Genomic DNA, 21349 nt, shown 5'->3' with positions numbered 1-21349 from the left:
GGCCGGAGTGGTCATGCCACGTCGATGGCCTGCTCCGCCCAGACGATCTTGCCCGGTGCCGTGTAGCGCGTGCCATGGGCCCGGGCGAGATGGGCGACGATGATCAAACCGCGGCCGCCCTGGTCGCTCGGCGCCGGTAGGTGAGTGCGCGGGGCCGCGCTGCTGTTGTCAGACACCTCGCAGATCAGGGCGGCATCGCGAATGAGGCGCAGACCGATCGGACCGGTGGAGTAGCGGATCGCGTTGGTGACCAGTTCGCTCACGACCAGGGTGGTGTTGAAGGACAGGTCGGGGAGTCCCCAGGCGGTCAGTTGCGTCGCGGTCCGGTCGCGTGCGTCGGCCACGGCGGTCGGGTCGTTGGGCAGCTCCCAGGTGGCGATGTCCATGGGGGCGACAGCCCGTGTGCGGGCGGTGAGCAGTACGTGCGCGCCCCTTCCCGTCAACGGCAGACGGGCTTCCCCACCGGTGCAGGCGCCGTTCCGCGCCTCTTGGTCGTCCGGTGCATCGCCACGTTGCTCCGGGGCGCCTGCACAGCTCAGGACGAGGAGGCTGCCCGGCGGAACGTCGAACACGGCGACGTCGTAACCGTCCCCGTCGGCGGCGTCCGAAGCGGTGGGACCGACGGATGTGACGTCACCGTCGGGGGCGACGACGGTGAGGCCGGCCGCGCCCGCACGGGCCGCGGTGCAGCGACGGGTCACCGGATCGTAGACCGCGTACAGACAGTGCGTCTGCGCCGAGGACCGGTCGGCAGCCGACCCATCCACCGGGGGCGGGGTGGCGGTGACCGTGGAGGGGCGGAGGCTGTGGGTCAGGGCCTCGACGGGCTCGACGTCCAGTGCCGCCAGTGCTGCGACCCGCGCCTTCTGCTGACTCATGACCGCCGCCGCGGCGATTCCGCGGCCACCGGTCGACCCCACGGACAGTCCCACACGGGTGCCCGGGAGCGGAATGACATCGAACCAACCGCCGGGAGCGCCGTCCGCCGGCACATGGCCCCGGACATCCTCGACCGCCGTCAGGTGAGGTGGCCTCGCCAGCAGGGCATGCTGCAGGATGCGTCCCATCGCCTGTTCGCGTAGGTCGCGATGGACGTCGTCGAGCATCCGGGCGGCCTGGCCCGCGAGCCGTGCCGCCGTGCGCAGGTCGGCCTTGCCGAACGGAGACGAGCCGTTGCACCGGTAGAAGGCCACAAGCCCGAGAACCACGCGATGGGCCACGAGCGGAACCACCATGAGGGAATGCACCCGGTCCTGGTGCATCAGCGGGGCCCTTACCGGGTCGCGGGCGAGCCAGTGAGCCTGCGGCGGAAGGGACGCGATGACCCGCGGTCGCCGGTCCGAGAGAGTACGCCGGTAGGGCGTTCCGGAGGGAATGCGGCTGACCTCGCCGATCCGGTAGGCGCACCGTGAACCATGACCGCACACGGCGCGGAAGGCCGCTCGCCGGAAGCCTTGGCAGGCGCCCGCCTCCAACAGAGCACTGCGTTCGTCGAAGAGGGCGTCCGAGACCTCGACGGCGGCGATGTCGGCCAGGTCCGGCACCGCCGAGTCGACCAGCTGCCGGGCGATGTCGAAGGCATCCCGGGCGGGAGAGACGTGCCGTCGAGCGGACGCGTGAGGGGAGTACGTCATCATGATTGCCTCGAGCGTCGAACGGGGGCGTTACTGACTTCGAGGATCCATCGCCGAGCCGAGGAATGCATCGGTACCGGGCCACACACGCCATCCGTGATGTGGTGAACCGCTCGTGCGGTGCGTCCACAGGGGACTGCGCCGCTGCCGCACACCTGGCTGTGGGTTTGCCGCATCGATGACATCGACGGCTGCCACAGAACAGCGCCCGATCTACTGTGGCAGCTATGGACGTGCAGTCTCCCGACGTCGAGCGGTCGATCTCCCCCAAGACCACCGTTGTGCTCGCGGACGATCATCTGGTGGTCAGGGCGGGGATGCGGCTGCTGCTGTCCCAGGATCCGGCGCTGGAGGTCGTCGCAGAGAGCTCCTCGGTCCCGGAGACCTTCGACATGGTGCGTGAGTACCGTCCCGGGGTTCTCGTCCTGGACCTGACACTGGCCGGTCGGTCGAGCCTGCCGGTGATCCCCGAGTTGCTCACGGCGTCCCCCGGCACGCGGATCCTGGTGCTGACCATGCAGGAGGACCCCGCGTTCGCCCGGGCGGCGCTGCGCAGCGGCGCCTCGGGATATCTGCTCAAGGAGGCGGCCGCGGAGGAACTGCTCGCCGCCGCCCGTCATGTCGCAGGCGGGTCCACATATGTGCAGCCCGCTCTCGGTGCCCGGCTGGCCGTCGAAGGGGCCGGACCGCAGCGGGCCGCCGAGCCCGAACCGCTGACCGAACGCGAGGCGGAGGTCCTGTCCCTGCTGGCGCTGGGGCACACCAACCAGGAGATCGCTCAGCGCCTGTATGTGTCCGTACGGACCGTGGAGAACTTCCGCGCCCGTATCCGGGACAAGCTCGGTAAGGAAACCCGGGCCGAATTGATTGCTGCGGCCCGGGAGCGTGGACTGGTGGCATGACCGGAAAGCAGCCGACCCGCCCGGGCCTCGTCTTCGAGGCGGCGGGCACTTGTCTGCTCGTATCCGCGATCGCCCTGGAGATCACCGACGGGCCCCTGCTTCCGGAACTCGTCCTGTCGCTGGTGAGCGCGGCGTTTTACGTTGTGGCAGCGCCGCTGAACAGCTCGGGAGGACGCATCCTCCTGGCGGTGGCGGCGGCCCTGGCACTGCTCGTGGCCGTGGCGTGCCTGGTGCGCATCACCATGCAACCCCTGCTCAACGGGCTGCATGTGCTCCCCTTGCTGCTGGTGGTGTATGCCGCCTCCACGAGGCGCAATACGACACAGCGCAGGCGGCTGCTGCAACGCGAACGGCTCCGAGCACGTCATGACGGTGAAGAGCGGGAGCGCCGACGCTGGGCCCGCGAGCTTCACGACGAGACCCTTCAGGAACTGGGTGCAGTCCAGGTGGTGCTGTCCGCCGCTGCCACCGACGGCCGCTCGGAGGCCATGCGCAGTGCCATCGAGCAGGCCCGTGGTCTGGTGGGCAACCAGATCACCTCACTGCGGCACCTGATCGTGGATCTGCGACCGGCCGTGCTGGACGAGTTGGGACTCGGCCCGGCCCTGCAGGCACTGTGCCGGCGGACCGCGGAGACCTTCCGCGTCCGCGTCGACTTCCAGATGCCCTGGGAGGACGGGTGCGTCGGCGACCAGCTGTGCCCGACGGCGCAGGCACACGCCTACCGGATCGTGCAGGAGGCGTTGACCAACGCGGTGAAGCACGGCGACCCCTCCCGGATCACCGTCGGCATGAGGAGCGGCACCGGCTCGGTGACACTCACCGTGGCCGACAACGGGTGCGGCATGGCGCAGTCCCCGAACTCCGGGCGGCGCCCTGCTCTGCGCGCGGCGACCTCACCCGCCCCCGCACTGCAGGGTGTAGGCCTCTCCGCCATGCACGAGCGCGCCGACCTCATCGACGCTCAGCTCAAGTTCCGCAGCGTCTCGGGGGCGGGTACCACGGTCACCTTGCAGGTTCCGGTGGCCGGCAGGAGGAACTGTCGGACCGAGCCCTGAGGCGACGCCGGTTCACGGGATCCGCCGTCCTGCCGGACGCGCCCGAGTGGGATTTGCACTTGGCCGTCCCACTGTCGACTGTCGCCCTTGGATCCGTGCCTTTGCCGCAGCCGTCCGCCCCAGGTCCGGGGGAGTCGGCCGCCTCTCCGGCCGATCCGTTCGCGCGGCACGGAAGGAGCGGCGGTTGGGCGTCGCCGTCAGCCGTTCACTCTTCGTCGGTGGTGACCATTTCGACGTCGAGGACACCTTCATGATGGAACAGCGCCGACGCCAATCGACTGGTGTCGGTGGTCCCTTCGAGCTCCAGCATGACGCGGGCCGCGGAGTCGCTGCGCCCGGGGAGCCGCTCGGCCCTGACCTGCAGAATGCGCAAGCCTCGCCGGGTGCAGGTCTCCATCAGCTGTGGCAGCAGCGCTCGGCCGGTGAGGTAGGTGAGACGGGCTTCGATCGTGGTGGCTGTGGTGGCGGGGATGATGCGGGCGAAGAGGCGCGGATAGCCGCGCACGACGAGGAAGTGCACGGCGGTGACGGCGATGGCGAGGACGGGAAGCCCACCGCCGCAGGCCATGCCGACCGCGCAGGTGAGCCAGATCGTCGCAGCGGTCGTGAGCCCCCGGACGGCGTCCCTGCGTACGAAGATCAGGCCGCCCCCGATGAAGCCGATCCCGGAGACGATCTGCGCCGCCACCCGGGAAGGGTCGAAGGCGACATTGTCCAGCCCCAGGACATTGGTGAAGCCGTGCTGGGAGACCTCCATCATCAGTGCGCTCGCGATGCCGACCAGGGTGTGGGTGCGCAGGCCCGCGCTCTTCTGCTGCGCCGCCCGCTCCCAGCCGATCAGACTCGACAGCAGCAGCGCGAGCCCGAGCTCTGCCACCTGCCGCAGCCCCTGCCCGTTGTCCACGTCCCACAAAGGGGCCGACCACCCGGTCATACGCACCTCCCGCCCGGTCACTCCTACCCGCGTGGCGGCGACCATGCCGATGAGGCGGTCGTCCTGCGCTGTTTCCGACCGGACCCCGGTGCCGGTGCACCCTCCTCGGGAGGTGGAGCCCATGCGGAGCCGGCGGGCGGCGGCACCGCCATGGTCGGCGGTGCCGGCCAGTCCTCCCGTCGGGTTCCGCAGCATCAGGCGGTGCCCCATCGGCGCGGCCCGACCCGGCGGGTGAGCCGGAGACCGGACCACCGCGTTCATTCCTCTCGCAGGATCATCACCAGATCGCGTGGCAGACCATGGGTGTCGTGGAGATACTCGAAGTCCTCGTCCTTCAACGGGCCTTGGAACCGGGACCGGGCCAGTACTCTGCGCCCACGCTCCAGGAGCCGGGTGAACCGGCGTTCCTCCTCGAGCAGTTGACGACGCACATCGCCTGGTTCCACGTCCTGCCGGAAGTGGTCCAGGGTGTGCGTGACCAACTCGTCCGGCAGGTCTCCCAGACGGCGCGACGGATCGTCCCGCCACAGCACGGTGAGTACTCGTCGCATCAGGCGGCGCAGCACATAGCCCCGTCCGGTGTTGGCCGGACGTACCCCGTCACCGACCACCACGACGGCCGACCGCAGATGGTCCTGGACCAGACGGAGCGAGCGTTCGTCCAGGCGCCACAGGGCCGGCACGAGCCGGCGCCACGGGTCGAAGACGTCACACTCGAACACGGACGACTTTCCCTGCAGCAGCGAGGCGAGGCGCTCCAGTCCGAGCCCGGTGTCGATGTTGGGCCGGGGGAGGGGCACAAGTAGGCCGTCCTCCAGTCGCCTGTGGCGCATCATGACATGGTTCCACACCTCGACCCAGCGGTCGTCACGCGTCGGTGTCGAACAGGGCGGGGTGTCGCCGCTCCACAGGAAGACCTCCGAGTCGGGCCCGCATGGGCCTACGGGTCCGTTGGACCACCAGTTGTCGTCCACGGTGAGCTCCACGGGCACACCGAGGTCCTGCCAGAGCCGCAGGGAATCGGTGTCCGGTCCGATCCGGTCGTCGCCGCCGAAGACGGTGGCGTGCAGCAGGCTCGGGTCGACACCGAGCCCTTCCGTGAGCAGTCCGTACCCCCAGTCGAGGCTCTGCGGGCCGCCGTAGTCGCCCAGGGACCAGGTGCCGAGCATCTCGAAGACCGTCAGATGGGTGGGATCCCCCACCTCCTCCAGGTCCGTCGTCCGCAGACAGCGCTGCACATTGACCAGCCGACTGCCCAGTGGGTGGGGGCGGCCCTCGAGAAAGGGGGTGAGCGGATGCATCCCGGAGGTGGTGAACAGCACCGAGTCCTCGGGAGGTGGCAGCAGCGTCGAGCCGGTGATGCGGCGGTGGCCGCGCTCCTCGAAGTACTCGACGAAGGTGTGGATGATCTGCTCGGTGTTCATCAGGGGTGACTCCTTGGCGTCGGAGGCACCGGACAACGGAACCGCGTGGTCGTCACACCGGGGCAGGGTCATCAGAACGCCACGGAACCACCGACGGGCCGTTTCCGGTCGCCGATGGGAAAGGGAGAGGTCAGGCGGCGGCAACCGGCGAGCTGGCCGCTCGCGCGGTGGCGGTGATGCCGTGGCCTGTGACGTTCATGGCGCCAAGGGTAACGCGCAGTGCCGGTCGAGGCACACGAATATCCCGCCCCGCCCGTACATACGGTGCCGGCGGCAACGTACCGCGCTGCGGTCGTGCACGGCTGTCGCGAGACCAGGTTCCTCGGCGCTCCGCACCGGAACGGGCCGAACGAGGACCCGGTTCATGTGACGCCCGCCCACGACCGGCGCAGGGGACCGGGGATGAGCCGCCGGAAGGGCGGGCGCCTCGTCTGCGCAGATGAACGGGGGTGTTACCGGTCCAGCCGCATATCGGATCACCGTTCACGCTCCGCATTATTTCGTGTGATCACCGCGAATGATTTGTGGGCGGTTCATGTCGTGGAAGACGAGGCTTCCTAGCGTCTCGGCGACTTGACACCGTTTCGCACGGGAGCGGTGAACGAAAGGCGCAGAACGAGATGGAAACATCAAGGGAGCCCAACGACCCGAACCGCAGGGCGGAGGCCGCAGACCTGACCCGCCGGAAGTTCGTGGCCGTGGCGGGCGCCGCGGTCGCGGCGGTCGGCACCGGCGCAGGCACCGCGGGCGCGGCCACCGGATCGACCCCCGAGCCGGCCGGCAAGGCGAAGCCGCCCGCCTCGAGCGCCGGCAACCACCGGGCGAAAGCACCCAAGGGCAAGTGGCTCGCGGGCGACACCCACGTCCACGACGACCACTCCTCGGACGGCAGCGGCCCACGGCAGACGTCCCACCAGACCCTCCCGGGCAACCTTCCCGTCGGGGACCAGATCGCGCAGGGCGAGAAGGCTGGCCTCGACTTCATGCCGCTGACCGACCACCGGACCTACGACCAGGTCTGGGATCCCCAGTGGAAGTCCTCCAAACTGCTGCTGCTCCCGGGTGAGGAGGCGAACGGCTCACCCCACGCCATTGTGCTGGGCAACGTGGACGTCATCGTGGACGGCTCCAACCCGCCCGGCTCCGCGGCTTTCCGCCATGTACAGCAGTCGCTGTGGGACGCCCACGCGCAGGGGGCGGTGTGGTCACAGGCCCACCCCGACGACGGCGAGTACACGCCGGCCGCGGGTCCGAACGACAACGCCAGCGTTCAGGGCGCGGATCTGGCCGAGGTACTCAACGTCGCCAGCGACCCGGACGCGGAGGTCGACTACGCGGAGAACCGCTGGAACGCGGGTTTCCGCTTCGGTGTGGCGGCGGCGAGCGACTGCCACTTCCGCGAGCTCTGGGACATCGACTCCCCCGGGATGCCGACCACCCACGTCTTTGCGGCACATCGGTCGGTCCTGGGCATCCTCGACGGGTTCCGCAGCGGCCGCACCACGGTCGCGCAGAACACCGCAGGGCCGTTCCTCACGATCGAGGCGGACGTCGACGGTGACGGCGTGTTCGAGGCGATCGGCGGCGACGAAGTCGTGGTGACCGACCGCAAGTTGCCCAAGAAGGCCATGCTGCGGGTGAAGGTCGGGGGCGGCAAGGGCACCACTGTCCACGTCTACGGGGCGCCCGGCCGTTCGGCGGGCCCGATCGCGACGTTCCGTCCGCAGCGGGCCAACGAGGCCTACGAGTTGCCGCTCGTACTCAAGGGCACGGAACACGGCTGGTTCCGGGTCGAGGCCCGGTCACCCGGCAGTGCCGCCGGGTCCGAAGCCGACCCGAACCTGCCCGACCAGCTGCGCGGTGCCACCTCGCCGATCTTCGTCTCCGTGGGCGCCCCGGCCGCGCCCCGGCCCGAGATCGCGCTTCCGGCCGCCGACACCACCGGCGACCGGGCCGGACTCGTCATGGGAGACCAGGGCACGTTCACCGGATTCTCCGATGTCGCGGTCGCCGGCGACATCACGCACGTCGTGGCGGAGATGCACGAGGACCACGCGAGCAAGGTGGTCTACCGCCGGCTCGACAGCAAGGGCCGGATCACCAAGTCCATCACCCTGTCCGGACGTTCGGCCACCGCGCGATTCCCGCGCGTCGTCGCCACCTCCGCCGACGTGTGGGTGGTCTGGCAGGACGAGCAGGGCAAGGAGCAGCCGCACCGCCCCGTGATCCTGCTGGCGCACAGCACCGACGGCGGCGGCTCCTTCAGGTCCCCGCAGAAGATCAGCAGGAGCAAGGGGCGTGCGATCAACCCGGCGCTGGCGTTGATCGACGGCAAGCACCCGCTCGTCGCCTGGTCGGACAACGGCGAGGGCGCCTTCGACGTGTACGCGCAGATCCTCGGTGTCGACAAGGCCGCCGTGAACATCTCCGCGGCGGGCAAGGCGACCAGCCCGGGTGTGCCCACCGACGCGCGCTCCCCGCGCTACCCCGCCTCGCTGTTCCCGGTCATCGCCGTCCACGACGGCAGGCGAGCGGTGGTCAGCTGGCAGGACGACCGCTACGACCCGGACCCGCTGTGGACCGGCCACACCCCGCCCGCCGGACAGCCGGCAAGTGGCGGTACCGACCCCGACAACTGGCAGATTCTGGCGTCGGTCCGCAAGGCACCGGGCCACAGCTGGAGCAACCCGGTCCAGGTCAGCAAGGTCGGCGACCGCTCGGACCGGCATCCCGGCCTCACCGTGGACGAGCACGGCACGTTCGTCGCGATCTGGGAGAGCGGTGCGTTGCAGAGCTCCGGCACCAACCTCCAGCTCCGGTCGGCCCGCTCCACCGACGGCGGATCGACATGGACGGCGTTCGAGCAGGTCGCCCTGAACGCCGACGCGATGAGCCAGCGGCCCAGGCTCGGGGTGGACCCCGACGGCACGATACGGGCCGTCTGGTACGACTCCCGCTCGACGGACTGGCGGTGGAAGGTCTTCACCGCCACCCTCGACACCGACAAGGGCTGGTCCGGCGCCTCCCAGGTGAGCCACCAGGGCAACAACACCTGGCCCGCCCTGCACCGGGGCGTCGTGGTCTTCACCAGCGACCGTGGCGCGACGCGTACGCAGCGGGACCAGACCCAGCAGATCTTCAGGGTCGAGCTGGTCTGATCCGTCGGCGCGCGGACGGGACGGCCCGGCTCGCCGAGAGCCGGGCCGTCCGATGGATCAAGCATCGCGCCTGACCCGTGACGACCGGGGCATGTCGATCATCCGCGGGTGGCCGGGTGGCCGGGTGGCCGGGTGGCCGGGTGGCCGGGTGGCCGGGTGGCCGGGTGGCCGGGTGGCCGGGTGGCCGGGTGGCCGGGCCGCGGGTGGACCGGTCCGGCCGGTCGGTGCCGAGGGGCGTGGCGGCACAGTGACGCAGATCATGGGCATGGCCGAACATGGATGCGGCAGGGCGGCCGAGGTTTTCTTGGCACCATGAACGAAACCCATGACGTTCCCTTTCCCGCCCCGTCCCACTGGATCGACGGCCGTGCCGTCCAGGGCTCCGGGCCGCTGATCGATGTTGTGAACCCGGCCCACGACTCGGTGATCGCCTCGGTGCACGAGGGCACGGCCGAAGACGTGAACCGGGCCGTGGACGCCGCGCTCGCCGCCTTCCCCGGATGGTCGTCCACGTCGCCGAAGGACCGCATCGCCGTCATACGGCGCCTGGCCGAGGGGATGCAGAAGCACTCCGAGGAACTCGCCGAAACGATCACTGCGGAGATGGGCGCACCGATCACCTTCTCGCGACAGGCGCAGGCCGGGTTCCCGGTCGCGTCGACCTTGGCGGCGATCACAGCGGCGGAAGGGTTCGAATGGACGGAGGTGATCGAGAACTCGCTCGTCATCCATGAGCCGATCGGCGTCGTGGGGGCCATTACCCCGTGGAACTTCCCACTTCAGCAACTGGTGACCAAGGTCGTCCCCGCGATGCTGGCCGGCAACACCGTCGTCCTCAAGCCGTCGGAGCTCTCCCCCCTGAGCGCCCGCACGTTCGCGGAGATCGCCACCGAGGCCGGTCTGCCGAACGGTGTGTTCAACGTCGTGCAAGGCACAGGTCCTGTTGTCGGCGAGGCCATCGCCCGGCATCCGAAGATCGACATGATCTCCTTCACCGGTTCCACCCGCGCCGGCAAGGCCGTCTCGGTCGCCGCCTCCGACACCGTCAAGCGGGTCGCGCTCGAACTCGGCGGCAAGGCTGCCCATATCGTCCTGCCCGACGCCGACCTCGACTTCGCGGTCACGCGCGGGCTCGCCTACGCCTGGGCCAACAGCGGTCAGGCCTGCGGCGCCTACGTCCGTCTGCTCGTGCCCGAGGACCTGCAGCAGACGGTGGTCGAGAAGCTGCGCGCGGCCGCCGGTGAGTACACCGTGGGCGACCCCGCGGACGAGGCGACGTGCATCGGCCCGGTCGCATCGGAGACCCAGCGCCGACGCGTGGACGGTTACATCGAGCGCGGTATCGCCGACGGCGCCACGCTGGTGGTCGGCGGTCCCGGCCGCCCGGACGGCTTCGAGACCGGCGCCTACGTCAGGCCCACGATCTTCTCCGACGTCGACCCCGACTCCGTCATCGCCCAGGAGGAGATCTTCGGTCCCGTCCTGGTCGTGATCCCCTACACCGACGACGATCATGCGGTCGAGATCGCCAACGGCACCGTCTACGGCCTCAACGCGGCCATCACCGGCGACGAGGAACACGCCATGGCGATCGCGCGGCGCCTTCGCGTCGGCCAGGTCGACGTCAACGGTGGACAACACAACTTCCAAGCGCCGTTCGGTGGTTACAAGCAGTCCGGAAACGGCCGGGAGATGGGTCGCGCCGGAATCGAGGAGTTCCTCGAGACCAAGGCGATCACCCGCTGATGCTGCACCACCACGAGTTCGGAGCGGCGTAACCTACGCCTTCCGGGCGATGGGCGTAGAGGGTGTCGAGCCCCGGAGTGGGGGACCGCGCCGTCGACACGGTCCCAAGAGGCCCGGCCGAGGTCGGCGAGCATTCGCCCGCAAGGCCCGGCCCCGGACGCGAGTCGGCCGGGTCGCCCGCGCCACGAAGCGGGCGACCCGGCCGGAATCGAATGGTTGTCCTCAGCGGGTGCCCGCCTCGGCCCGTGCATAGAACGCGGCGAGTTCGTCAGGGTTCTTCGTGTAGACGTCGATCTTGTGCACGGCACCGCCCTCGACCTGGTGGACCTCGACCATGGTCAGCGGGTACTCCTCACCCGTGGAGCGGGCGGTGAGGGTACCGGTGAGCATTCCGACGACGCCCGCCGGGCCCTCGAAGACCTCGGCCTCGGTGATGGCGACGTCGGCGTAGCCCATCATCGCGCCCAGGACCGATTCCACAAACACGTCACGCCCCTGGTGCACGCCGCCGTAGGGGAGCCGGTTCGGCTCGTCGACGATCACCTCGGGCGCGAGCCTGGCCAGGACTCCCGGCACGTCACCCTTGCGCAGCGCCGCATACAACTCGCGCACGACATCTGCGGGACTCTGCGCCGTCGTCCGGATCCGGTCGTTCATCTTGTGCGCTCCTTCAGCCTTGTCGTTACCCGAGCCCACTCGCGGACCCGGTACGGGAAAGTTCGGCCGGCCGGGAAACACACTCCCCTTCCACCGGTCGGGCCCCGAGGGATCGGGGCACGCACCATGCAACGGCAGGCGGCCGGGACGGGGGAGTCCTTGCCGTGAGAGGTACTGACAGGGACCCCCACCCCTCGCCCGGCCTGCCTAATCTGGTCCTCATGGACAACCGGGACGCAGTCAGCGCATTCCTCCGCTCCCGACGCGACAGGATCACCCCTGAGCAGGCCGGCCTGCCGACCTACGGCCAGCGACGGGTGCCCGGCCTGCGCAGGGCCGAGGTCGCCACGCTCGCCGGGGTCAGCGTCGAGTACTACACACGCCTGGAGCGCGGCAACCTCAAGGGTGTCTCGGACGGCGTGCTGGACGCTCTCGCTCACGCCCTGCGACTCGACGACACCGAGCGCATGTACCTGTACGACCTCGCCCGCGCTGCCGGACCGGCGCCTCACGGCCGAACCAGCCGGCAGCAGGTGCGGCCGACGGTTCGGCCGAGCGTGATGCGCATCGTCGAGGGAATGCCGCAGCTGCCGGCATACGTGATGAACAACCGACTCGACACGCTGGCTGCCAACTCGCTGGGCCGGGCCCTGTACTCGGAGATGTACGCCGACTCAACGTGTGGGGGGAACGTCGCAAGGTTCGCGTTCTTCAGCCCTGCGGCCAGGCGGTTCTACGTCGACTGGGAGCGCATGGCCCGCTTCGCCGTGGGCGCGCTGCGTATCGAGGCGGGGAGAAGCCCCTACGACCGGGAACTGACGAACCTGATCGGTGAACTCTCCACTCGCAGTGACGCCTTCCGCCTGATGTGGGGATCCCAGGACGTGCACGTCTTCCGCGAGAGCACAAAACGCCTCAACCATCCACTCGTCGGCGACCTGGAACTCGATCAGGAGACCATGAGTCTGCCGGACGAGAGCGGCCTGAGCGTGGTCGTCTACAGCGCACCCTCCGGGACCGCCGCGGAGGAAAGCCTGAAGCTGCTGGCCAGCTGGAGCGCGTCGACCGAACCCGAACAGGACGCGGACTCCACACCACCGAGCACACCGTCGTCCCGAAAGCCCTGACGGCAGCGCCGGAGAGGCGGCAACGCAGCCCGTTGTTCAAGGGGTGGGCCGAGCGGCTGGTTCCGGACGAGTTGTGGGAGCCGTTCCAACGGGTAGTACCGGAGGCGCTGACGCGACCTCAGGGGGGCGGACGGCGTCCCTGACAATGTGGCTAGTGTGATCAGGTGACAGAGTTCAGCATCCTTGGTGAGAACACCGAATGGCAGAAGGACTTCGAGCGGCGGCTACGCGCCTCGTACTCGGCGGTCGGGCTCGGTGCGGCCGCGGTGGAGCACATGCTCGAAGATGTACGTGCCGGCATCGGCGACTGGACCGTGGCCGAGATTGCGGACGCCGGGACCCGGGTGGGATATGTCGCCGTGGTTGTGGCCGACGACAACGGCACGCTCGCGGGCCGTATCGGCGACCTCTGCGTTGATACGCTCCACACCGGCCGGGGGCACGAGCGAGCAGCCCGGGACTGGGCCGAGGGATGGTGCGCGGAGCGCGGTGCACGCCGGCTGGACATACGGCTCACAGGACCCGTCGGCGAGCTGTTCGACGCCTACTGCGTTCGCGGACAGCTCAGGGCGCGGCGCATCAGTTCGCCTCCGGAACCCCTCGATGGCGTCATCGCACGACCGATGACACAGGCCGAATACCCCGAGTGGTTCGCCTCCGAGAAGGTTGCCTACGTCGGCGACATCGTCCGGGCGGGAGCCCTGAGCCCCGAAGAGGCCGTGCGCAAGTCCGACAGCGACTTCGCGAAGCTGATTCCCGAGGGCTTGGCGACGCCCGACAATTCGTTCCTGGTGCTCGAGGTGGCGGGTGAGCGGATCGGCACCGGCTGGTTGAAGCACGGGTACCTCCCGGGAGTCACCTACGGTTACTCGCTGTACATCCAGGAGGAGCACCGGGGCAAGGGGTACGGGCGGGCCGCGATGGCGGCCGGTGAGCAGGCAACGCTCGCAGCCGGCGATTCGGCGCTGATGTTCACGGTGTGGGGTGGCAACGAGGTGGCAATGAGCTTGTACACGAGCGCTGGCTACGAGGTCATACAGGAAAGCCGTTTCATTGGGCTTCCCCGTTCCGCGGCCTGACGCAACTCATCACCGCACGGTGAAGGGTCTGCTGCACGGTCCGGTGACATCCTGAACTGGCCTGCCCCATAGGGCGGGTGGGAGGGATGTCGCTGTGGCCGGAGCCTTGTCCCGGAGAGTTCCGCGAGGACCTTGTGCGGGCGGCACCGTTGAACCATCGATCGCATCGTGGCCTGGCTCGCCGGTCCGACCGGGAGCCGGGCCCGCAATGCGGTTCGGACGCTCAGGTGGTCACGCGTGGCCGCTGCCGGGCCAGTTCGGCGTGCCGCACCGCGTCGGAGGAGAGGGCGATGACCACACCAAGGCCGGCGAAGATGCCGCAGCCGACGAACACCGGGGCGGCGCCCCAGGCCCCGATGGCAGCGCCGACCAGCGGGTAGCTGAGGGGGGCGAGACCGACGATGGTGAGCATGACGACGGAGGTGACACGGCCGAGGTAGGTCGGGTCCGCCGTGGTCTGGATGAGGGTGTTGTCCAGACTGCCGAAGACACCTGCGTTGAGCCCGATGACCGCGGCCAGTACCGCGGCGAGCCAAAGCACAGGCACCAGCGCTATGGTCGCCGCGCCCGCGCAGCCCACGAGCAACGTCCCGGCCAGCATCAGTCCGGCACGAGGGAGCCAACCGACGATGGCGAGCAGCGCGGCGCTGGCGGCCGCTCCTGCGCTGAAGCTGCTGATTATCCAGCCATAGCCGGAGGGGCCCCAGCCGCGTTCGGCGTTGAGGAGCACCATGCCGACGTTGAAGGTTCCGGTGAGGCCCAGTTCGCAGATGGCGCCGACGACGACGAGCGGGCCGATGAGGCGATGGCGGCGGATGTAGCGCAGGCCGTCGAGCAGGTCCTTGCCCGCCGTGCCGGGAGGCCCCGGCTGGTGCATCGCGTCTTGCCCCTCAAGGGATCGTATCCGTGTCGTCAGCAGGAGCGGCAGGGACAGGGCGAAGAGCAGCCCGGCGACAGTGAAGGCGGCCGAAGGCCCACCGAGTCCCATGGCCAGACCACCGATCGGCGGGCCCGCGATCTGGCCGAGGCGCATCGACAGCGAGCGCAGGCCAGTGACCCGGGCCAGCTGGTCGGGGCTGGTGATGCGCGGTGGAAGGGCCCCGACGGCGGGTACGAAGAGTGCGTCCACGGCACCGAATACGAGGGCCACCGAGACCAGGATCCACAGGGCCGGTGCTGTCACCGCGATGGCTGCGGCGACCGTCAGGATCAGGAGACAGCGCACCGCGTCACTGCCGAGAATCACTCTTCGGGGGTCGAACCGGTCGGCCACCACGCCTCCGCCGAGCATGAGTAATGCGCGGGGCAGCGCCCCTGCGGCCATGACGAAGCCGACCTCGGCAGGGCCGGCGGCCTTCTGGGCGGACCAGCCCAGGGCTACGAAGTACACGCTGTCGCCGACGAGGGAGGCGGTGTACGCGGCGAGCCAACGCAGCACGTTGCCGTCTCGGTGAGCCGGTTTGGCAATGCGTTCGGGCAGGGCTGTCTCCGCGGTGGGCATGGCAGGCTCCAGCGAGTCGGGGATACGGCCGGGTCAGGGCCGGAAGGGGAAGCCGTATAGGTGCACGGACACGTGCTCGCGGTCCTCGGCGTCGCCGGACGTCCTGGCGGCCTTGCCGCGCTCCCGCCAGCGCCGCGCCAGCGCCTCGAATTCGTCGCTCATCTCGCCCAGTTCGGCCGCAGTGAGGTCGAGGAGCCACTCTGAGCTGAAGGCCGCGTCATTCCATGCCTTCCCCCAGGCGGACTTCTGGTCGAGATACGTGCGGTACTGGGCGACGCGGGTGTCGAAGATCCCTCGGGTCACCGCGCCGACGGCGGAGGCGCCTTCCGGGGTGTCGGTGAAGTCCGAGTCGCGAAATCCCCAGCCTTCCTCGGATGCCACCTCCCACCACCGCTCGCGGCCGTCGGTGCTCCGGCCGTTCACCTGGGTCACGAAGCCGTGCTCGGACAGCTTGCGCAGGTGGTAACTGACCAGCGACGGCGTCTCGTCGACATGCTCGGCGAGCTGCGAGGCGGTCGCGCCGCCCGAGGCGTACAGGAGCCGGTAGAGCTGCATCCGTAGTGGGTTCATGAACGCCCTCAACCGTGACAGGTCGGTGATCTGCTCGGGCTCGTGCTTCGGTCGCATGCATCAACCGTAGGTATGAAGCGGAAACTTCGCAATAATCGCTTCAGAGTTGCATGGCCGAAAAGAGCTTGGCTCCATGCGCAGGGGGAGGCAGCCGGCCCGGCTCGGGTCGGCGGCTGCTGACGGGGCGTTGGCGTTTTTGCCGACGCCGATGCCTTACAAGCGGCGGGTGTTGGCGTGGTCGGCCGAGTCGACGAACGCGTCCTCCTCCGGCTGTGCGACGGTCAACGTCTCACCGGCGGGAAGCCGCTGAGCGGAGCTTTGGTCCCTCGCGGCCGTCGCAGACATCGGGATCACTTCGCCCACAACCCCGAGGAGTTGCCGCAGGCCGGAGATCGACTATGCCGCAGGTGATGGGCGATTTCCCGGTGCGCCCCCGGGTTGGTTGTGAAACCGACTGCGTGACCTAGCTCATGCGGGGTGTGCGTGTCGTCCCGACCCGGGCTCACGCTTCGTCGCTGTGCATGAGGTGGCCGTCGGTCAGCCGCCAGTGGCGTTGGTGGTCGGTCGACCGCCAGGTCTCGTTGGCAGTGGCCGCCCGCGCGATCCATTCGCGGAGTTGCGGGAGGGCATGCGCTCGTAGAACAGTGCGGGTTGCCGCACGATCAGTGGCATCGACCGGGTGGACGTCGATGCGGAAGCCGACCATGTCCGGGTGGATGCCGCGGCCGTGGTTGCGGGGGTCGGCAGCAACCCATGCCGCGCCCAGGACGATGGTCCCGCCGTCATGTCCCGTGAGGAACCGCAGGTCCGTGACGCGGCCGATGTAGGGCCCAAGGCACTCGTTGATGTCGGTGGTGGTCAGGGGCCAGGCACGGTGCCGGGGCAGTCTTCGATTTCGTGCGGACACGACAAGCAGATTGCCAGAAGCTCACTGTCGACTCCCGGGGTTTGTCCAGTGGCCTGCTTCAGCAACGCCTGTGCGGAGCCTGCGAAGCATCGCGGTCTTCTCATCGAATCCGAAGACCGCGCCGAGATGGAGCAAGTCAGGGCCTTCGACCGCAGCCTCTTCGAGCGGCCGCTCGGCGGGGTGTCTCTCCAGGGTTGCTCCCCGCCTCGCATCGGAGCGCCTGATTCAGTGATTGCCGGCCAGGTTGGTCGTGTGGGCGGTCCGACTGGTGAACACCAGAGGGAGGTTCGCGGCGGTCGGCCATCGGCGGCTTCGGCGCTCCAGCAGCAGCTCCGAGCTGAGGCCGCCAAGCGCGCGGAAGCGTTCAGCGGCCCGACACGGCTACGGAAGTGGGTCCTCCGTGAAGCCGCCGGTCACGGTGCGGTGCACGACGTACGCCGCAGCCACGTCCAGGGCGGCGTGGCCGGTGGACTTGAAGACGGTGAGCTCGTCGGGGGAGCGGCGCCCGGGGGCGTCCCCGCTCAGTACGGATCCCAGTAGGGTGACGGCGCGGTCCGCCGGCAGTCCTTGCAGCTCGTGGGCGCCGGAGGGCGGCGGTGTTGTGGCGGCCCCCGGCCACTCCGTGAAGAGCGCGGCGTCGCGTACCGTCTCGGGGTCCAGTTCGGGTCCGTGGGAGCCGCCGACCGAGCTCACATGGGTGCCCGGGGCGAGCCAGTGGCGACGGAGGACCGGGCGGGTCGCTCCGGTGCAGCAGTACACGGTGGTCGCCTCGCGTACTGCCGCCTCGATGCTGTCGACGGCACGGCCCGCGGGATGGTGGGCCGCCGTGGCGCGGGCTGCAGCATGGTCACGGCCTGCGACGGTCACGGGCTCGGCCGGCCGGAGCGAGGCGAGGAGGGAGACCTGGGCCCGGGCCTGAGCACCTGTGCCGACGACCACGGCGGGGCCCGGCCGGGCCAGGGCCAGGGCGCTGTGCGTGGCGGCGGCCGCGGTGCGCCAGGCCGTGATGGGTTCGGCGTCCATGACGGCCAGCGGGCGGCCGTCCTCGGAGTCGAAGAGGGCCACGATGCCTCGATGGGTGCTGCGGCCGGGGCGATCGGGGTCCGCGAACACCGACACGAGTTTCGCGGCGAGGCCCAGCCCCGGCACGTACCCGGGCATGGCGCCGAGCAGCCCGCCGGGCGCGAACGCCGCGATCCGCGGCGGTGCGGAAACGTGGTCCCGGGCGACGGCGACGAGCGCGTCGGCCACGGCGGACATGAGGCGGTGGGGCGCGAGCGCGGCCGCGGTGGCGGCCCCGTCCAGGACGAGGATGTCGTTCATCGTGCGTCGGCCTGTGCGCTCGGGCCGCTCAACTGCTTGCCGAGGGTGTCGACGGCGACGGCGAGTTCCTCCTGCAGCCGTCCCATCCGCTCCGCGTCGATCTCGGCGTCCGGCCCGACCACGGTGACGGCGCAGACGGGCGCGCCGGGAAGGGGGACGACGGCCCGGCTCACGGAGGCCACGAACTGTTCGTTGCGGCCGTGTTCGACGGCGAACCCGGTGGATTCGGCCTGCTCGATCTCGGCGAGCAGCCCCGCCGCTCCGTCCAGGGGGTGTCCCGCCTTCCGGGCCACGTCGAGGTAGGGGCCACGTGCTTGGGGAGCGAGGGCCGCCACCAGGGCGAGCGGTCCGGCGAAGCGGTGCACGGGCAGGGTCTCGTCGCGGAGGGTGCTGATCATCGCCAGGCGATCCGGCCGGACCACGTCCACCACCCGGGAACCGTCGCTGTCGAGGACCTGGAGATTGACCATCATGCCGGTACGCGCGGACAGGTCCTCCAGCACCGGACGGGCCAGAACGGTCAGCGAATTGTGTGCCGCCCGGGCCGACAGGCGCAGGACGGCCGTGCCCGGCAGATAGCGGTCGTCGGCTCGCAGGAGCCAGCCGCGACGGACCAGGTCCACCAGGATCCGGTAGGCGGTGGCCCTGTGCAGTCCGACCTCCTCGGCGAGGTCGGTCAGTCGGGGAGGCAGAGGAGCTGCGGCCACGGCCTCGATGAGGTCCAGCGCCTTGTCCACGGCCGTTCGCTGTGCTTGCGGCATCAAAACCCTTCCCGGACGTCTTCGGTGAACCGTGCCGACGGGGGCGTGTCCTCAGCCGCGGTTCGGAGGTAGAGTACCGCTCGTTTCGTCTGGCGAGATGTGTGTTACGTAGAGCGTAACAGTTCGAGAGCGTGGTGACCGTGACATACGAAAGTGCCGGGGCGGCAACGGCGTTCGCGCCGCCCGAGACCGGAGAACTGGTGGTCTACCGCGGCCTCACCCTGTTCGACGGGACGGGCAGTGCCCCCCGTCCCCATATGACGATCGTCGTGGACGGCTCGGTGATCCGGTCCGTCGCCGACGAATCCGACGTCGTGGCCGCCCTCGCCGACGGCGCCGAAGTGGTCGACCTCAGCGGTCACTTCGCAACGCCCGGCCTCATCGACGCGCATCAGCACCTCGCCACCCCGCCCGATCGCCCGGTCGCCGAGGCCGTCCTGCGCCGTCTTGTGTACGGCGGCGTCACGGGTGTGCGGGACATGGCCGACGACCTCCGGCACGTCGGTGACCTCGCGCGCGCCACACGCGTGGGTGAGATCGCCGGCCCCGACATCCACTACGCGGCGCTGATGGCCGGCCCGAGCTTCTTCGACGACGTGCGAACCCACCAGGTGACACAGGGTGCCACCGCCGGACAGGTGCCCTGGATGCAGGCCATCACCGACGCGACCGACCTGCCCCTGGCGGTGGCCCTGGCACGCGGCACGTACGCCTCGGCCATCAAGATCTATGCGGACCTCGACGCCGCGCTCGTCGCCGCCGTCACTGCGGAGGCACACCGACAGGGCATCGCGGTATGGGCGCACGCGACCGTCTTCCCCGCCACCCCCGGCCAGGTCGTCGAGGCAGGCGTGGACACCGTCTCGCATGTGACCCTGCTGGCGCACGAATCGTCCACCGGCCCGCTGACCAGTTACAAGAACAAACCCGCCGTCGAGCACGCAGCCCTCGTCACCGGCCGGGATCCACGACTCGACGCGCTCTTCGCCCGGATGCGGTCGCAGGGCACCGTCCTTGACGCGACCGCAGGAATGTGGGCCGCCGACGCACTTGCGGGCGACGACCCCGCGGCGATCGAACGAGCCCGCCGCAACACCGAGTTGGCGATCGCCCTCACCGCCCAGGCGCACCGGGCGGGCGTGGAACTCGCCACCGGCACCGACTACGAGACCGACCCCGACGACCCCTTCCCCGCCCTGTACGAGGAACTCGCCTTCCTGGTCCGCCGCTGCGGCATTCCGACCCTGGACGTACTGCGCTCCGCGACACTCGTCGGCACCCGCAGCGCGGGTGTGGACCACCTCACGGGCACCGTCGAGCCGGGCAAACTGGCCGACTTCGTGGTCTTCGCCCAGGACCCGCTGGCCGACATCGACCACCTTCGCACGATCACCCAGACCGTCAAGCGAGGCCGCCGCTTCCCGCGGAGCGCCTACACCGCCGAACGCCCCCGGGAGAACCGTTGACCGGCACCCCGATGATCATCAACGCGCTCGGCCAACTCGACAACCCCAACGCCCCGCAGTCGATGGAGGCGGCCGCAGATCTGAACCCCACCAGCGAACAGTTCAGCATCGACGCGCGCACACTGGCCGACGCCCGGGCCTCAGGACTGACCGCCGTCAACATCACCCTGGGCTATGTGATGGGCGATCTCCCCCCTTATGAACACACTCTGCACGAGATCGACGTCTGGGACGCCATCGTCACACGCCACACCAACGACCTGCTGAAGGTCACCACCGTCGCCGACATCCGCACGGCGCGGCGCGACGGCCGGATCGGCGTCGTCTACGGATTCCAGAACGCGGTGGCCGTCGGCGACGACGTGGGCCGCATCGCCACCTTCGCTCAACGAGGCGTCCGCGTGGTGCAGTTGACCTACAACCAGGCCAACCGCCTCGGCGGAGGCTCGGCAGCTCCGGCCACCACACGACTGAGCTCGTTCGGACGGGAGGTGATCGATGCCCTCAACGACCATCACCTCATGGTCGACCTTTCCCACAGCGGTGAGCAGACCTGCCTGGATGCTGTCGTGCACTCCCGTGTGCCCGTATCGATCAACCACACGGGCTGCCGTGCACTGACCGACCTGCCCCGCAACAAATCGGATGAGGAGCTGCGGCTCGTGGCCTCACGAGGTGGCTTCGTCGGCATCTATTTCATGCCCTTCCTCAACCCCACCGGCCACGCCCGCGCAGCCGATGTCGTCGAGCACATCGTGCACGCGGTGGACGTGTGCGGCGAGGACCATGTGGGCATCGGCACCGACGGACCCGTCACGGCCATCGACGACCTCGAGGCCTACCGGGCCCGACTGGCCGAACATGTCGCGCAGCGCCAGGAGGCCGGTGTCTCGGCGGCGGGCGAACGAGCGGACACCCTCCCCTTCGTGGTGGATCTCCGCGGTGTGGACCAGTTCCGCGAACTGATCCGACTGCTGGAACAACGCGGTTACTCCGCCGGCCGTATCGAGAAGATCATGGGCCGCAACTTCGTCGACTACGCGGAGCGGGTCTGGGCGGCTTGACGGCCGGATCGGCCCTCGCCGGGGCCGGGTTGGCCATC

17 protein-coding genes are annotated in these 21349 nt (G+C 69.7%); 8 read left to right on the top strand and 9 right to left on the bottom strand.

Translation table 11 applies throughout. From position 1 onward, the window contains the following. Positions 1-11: 11 nt before the first annotated feature. Positions 12-1637, bottom strand: coding sequence for a SpoIIE family protein phosphatase (locus RCR19_RS01690; protein WP_331263386.1), 1626 nt, complete (start codon positions 1635-1637; stop codon positions 12-14). Between the two features lie 224 nt (positions 1638-1861). Here RCR19_RS01690 and RCR19_RS01685 point away from each other — a divergent pair, with 224 nt between their 5' ends. Continuing rightward, positions 1862-2536, top strand: a complete 675-nt coding sequence (locus RCR19_RS01685) for a response regulator transcription factor (RefSeq protein ID WP_331263385.1) — start codon at positions 1862-1864, stop codon at positions 2534-2536. Beyond that, a complete protein-coding gene (locus tag RCR19_RS01680; RefSeq protein WP_331263384.1) occupies positions 2533-3594 on the top strand; it encodes a sensor histidine kinase in 1062 nt (353 codons plus the stop codon). Before RCR19_RS01685 ends, RCR19_RS01680 begins: the two co-directional genes overlap by 4 nt. 205 nt (positions 3595-3799) lie before the next feature. Here the strand turns inward: RCR19_RS01680 and RCR19_RS01675 are convergent, their stop codons facing one another. Together RCR19_RS01675 and RCR19_RS01670 are read right to left on the bottom strand one after the other, a co-directional pair. Continuing rightward, positions 3800-4528 carry an MgtC/SapB family protein gene (locus tag RCR19_RS01675; protein WP_331269312.1) on the bottom strand — a complete coding sequence of 243 codons (729 nt, stop codon included), beginning with the start codon at positions 4526-4528 and terminating at the stop codon, positions 3800-3802. Positions 4529-4785: 257 nt separating this feature from the next. Continuing rightward, on the bottom strand, positions 4786-5952 hold the full coding sequence (locus RCR19_RS01670; protein ID WP_331263383.1) for an alanine--tRNA ligase-related protein: 1167 nt from the start codon (positions 5950-5952) through the stop codon (positions 4786-4788). Positions 5953-6572: 620 nt separating this feature from the next. Here RCR19_RS01670 and RCR19_RS01665 point away from each other — a divergent pair. Together RCR19_RS01665 and RCR19_RS01660 are read left to right on the top strand one after the other, a co-directional pair. Next, the gene (locus RCR19_RS01665; protein ID WP_331263382.1) at positions 6573-9110 is read left to right on the top strand and encodes a CehA/McbA family metallohydrolase; all 2538 of its coding nucleotides are present in this window, start codon (positions 6573-6575) and stop codon (positions 9108-9110) included. A 312-nt stretch (positions 9111-9422) separates the two neighbouring features. Beyond that, positions 9423-10856: an aldehyde dehydrogenase family protein gene (locus tag RCR19_RS01660; RefSeq protein WP_331263381.1), complete on the top strand. Its 1434-nt coding sequence runs from the start codon at positions 9423-9425 to the stop codon at positions 10854-10856. 222 nt (positions 10857-11078) lie between these two features. Here the strand turns inward: RCR19_RS01660 and RCR19_RS01655 are convergent, their stop codons facing one another. Next, the gene (locus tag RCR19_RS01655; RefSeq protein WP_331263380.1) at positions 11079-11513 is read right to left on the bottom strand and encodes a nuclear transport factor 2 family protein; all 435 of its coding nucleotides are present in this window, start codon (positions 11511-11513) and stop codon (positions 11079-11081) included. Positions 11514-11734: 221 nt separating this feature from the next. On the opposite strand from RCR19_RS01655, the gene RCR19_RS01650 reads away from it, so the two are divergent. Next, positions 11735-12640 (top strand): helix-turn-helix transcriptional regulator, encoded by a 906-nt coding sequence (locus tag RCR19_RS01650; protein WP_331263379.1) that lies wholly within the window; start codon positions 11735-11737, stop codon positions 12638-12640. 164 nt (positions 12641-12804) lie between these two features. After that, positions 12805-13719, top strand: coding sequence for a GNAT family N-acetyltransferase (locus RCR19_RS01645; protein ID WP_331263378.1), 915 nt, complete (start codon positions 12805-12807; stop codon positions 13717-13719). 223 nt (positions 13720-13942) lie between these two features. On the opposite strand, the gene RCR19_RS01640 is transcribed toward RCR19_RS01645, so the two are convergent. The 5 genes from RCR19_RS01640 to RCR19_RS01620 all read right to left on the bottom strand — a co-directional run bounded on the left by RCR19_RS01640 (position 13943) and on the right by RCR19_RS01620 (position 18781). Further along, entirely contained in the window at positions 13943-15220 is a 1278-nt protein-coding gene (locus RCR19_RS01640; protein WP_331263377.1) for an MFS transporter, read from the bottom strand. A gap of 33 nt (positions 15221-15253) precedes the next feature. Next, positions 15254-15847, bottom strand: coding sequence for a helix-turn-helix domain-containing protein (locus RCR19_RS01635; protein ID WP_331263376.1), 594 nt, complete (start codon positions 15845-15847; stop codon positions 15254-15256). 445 nt (positions 15848-16292) lie between these two features. After that, positions 16293-16697 carry a hypothetical protein gene (locus tag RCR19_RS01630; RefSeq protein ID WP_331263375.1) on the bottom strand — a complete coding sequence of 135 codons (405 nt, stop codon included), beginning with the start codon at positions 16695-16697 and terminating at the stop codon, positions 16293-16295. 381 nt (positions 16698-17078) lie between these two features. After that, the gene (locus tag RCR19_RS01625) at positions 17079-18020 is read right to left on the bottom strand and encodes an ornithine cyclodeaminase family protein (RefSeq protein WP_331263374.1); all 942 of its coding nucleotides are present in this window, start codon (positions 18018-18020) and stop codon (positions 17079-17081) included. Continuing rightward, positions 18017-18781 (bottom strand): IclR family transcriptional regulator, encoded by a 765-nt coding sequence (locus RCR19_RS01620; RefSeq protein ID WP_331263373.1) that lies wholly within the window; start codon positions 18779-18781, stop codon positions 18017-18019. The genes RCR19_RS01625 and RCR19_RS01620 overlap by 4 nt, the downstream gene beginning before the upstream one ends. 140 nt (positions 18782-18921) lie before the next feature. On the opposite strand from RCR19_RS01620, the gene RCR19_RS01615 reads away from it, so the two are divergent. Together RCR19_RS01615 and RCR19_RS01610 are read left to right on the top strand one after the other, a co-directional pair. Beyond that, on the top strand, positions 18922-20247 hold the full coding sequence (locus RCR19_RS01615) for an amidohydrolase family protein (RefSeq protein ID WP_331263372.1): 1326 nt from the start codon (positions 18922-18924) through the stop codon (positions 20245-20247). Continuing rightward, entirely contained in the window at positions 20244-21311 is a 1068-nt protein-coding gene (locus RCR19_RS01610) for a membrane dipeptidase (protein ID WP_331263371.1), read from the top strand. Before RCR19_RS01615 ends, RCR19_RS01610 begins: the two co-directional genes overlap by 4 nt. The last annotated feature ends 38 nt before the right edge of the window (positions 21312-21349 follow it).

It is taken from the genome of Streptomyces sp. WAC07094, from assembly GCF_036320405.1.
Lineage (GTDB): Bacteria > Actinomycetota > Actinomycetes > Streptomycetales > Streptomycetaceae > Streptomyces > Streptomyces lannensis.
This window is presented reverse-complemented; position numbering and strand designations above follow the sequence as displayed.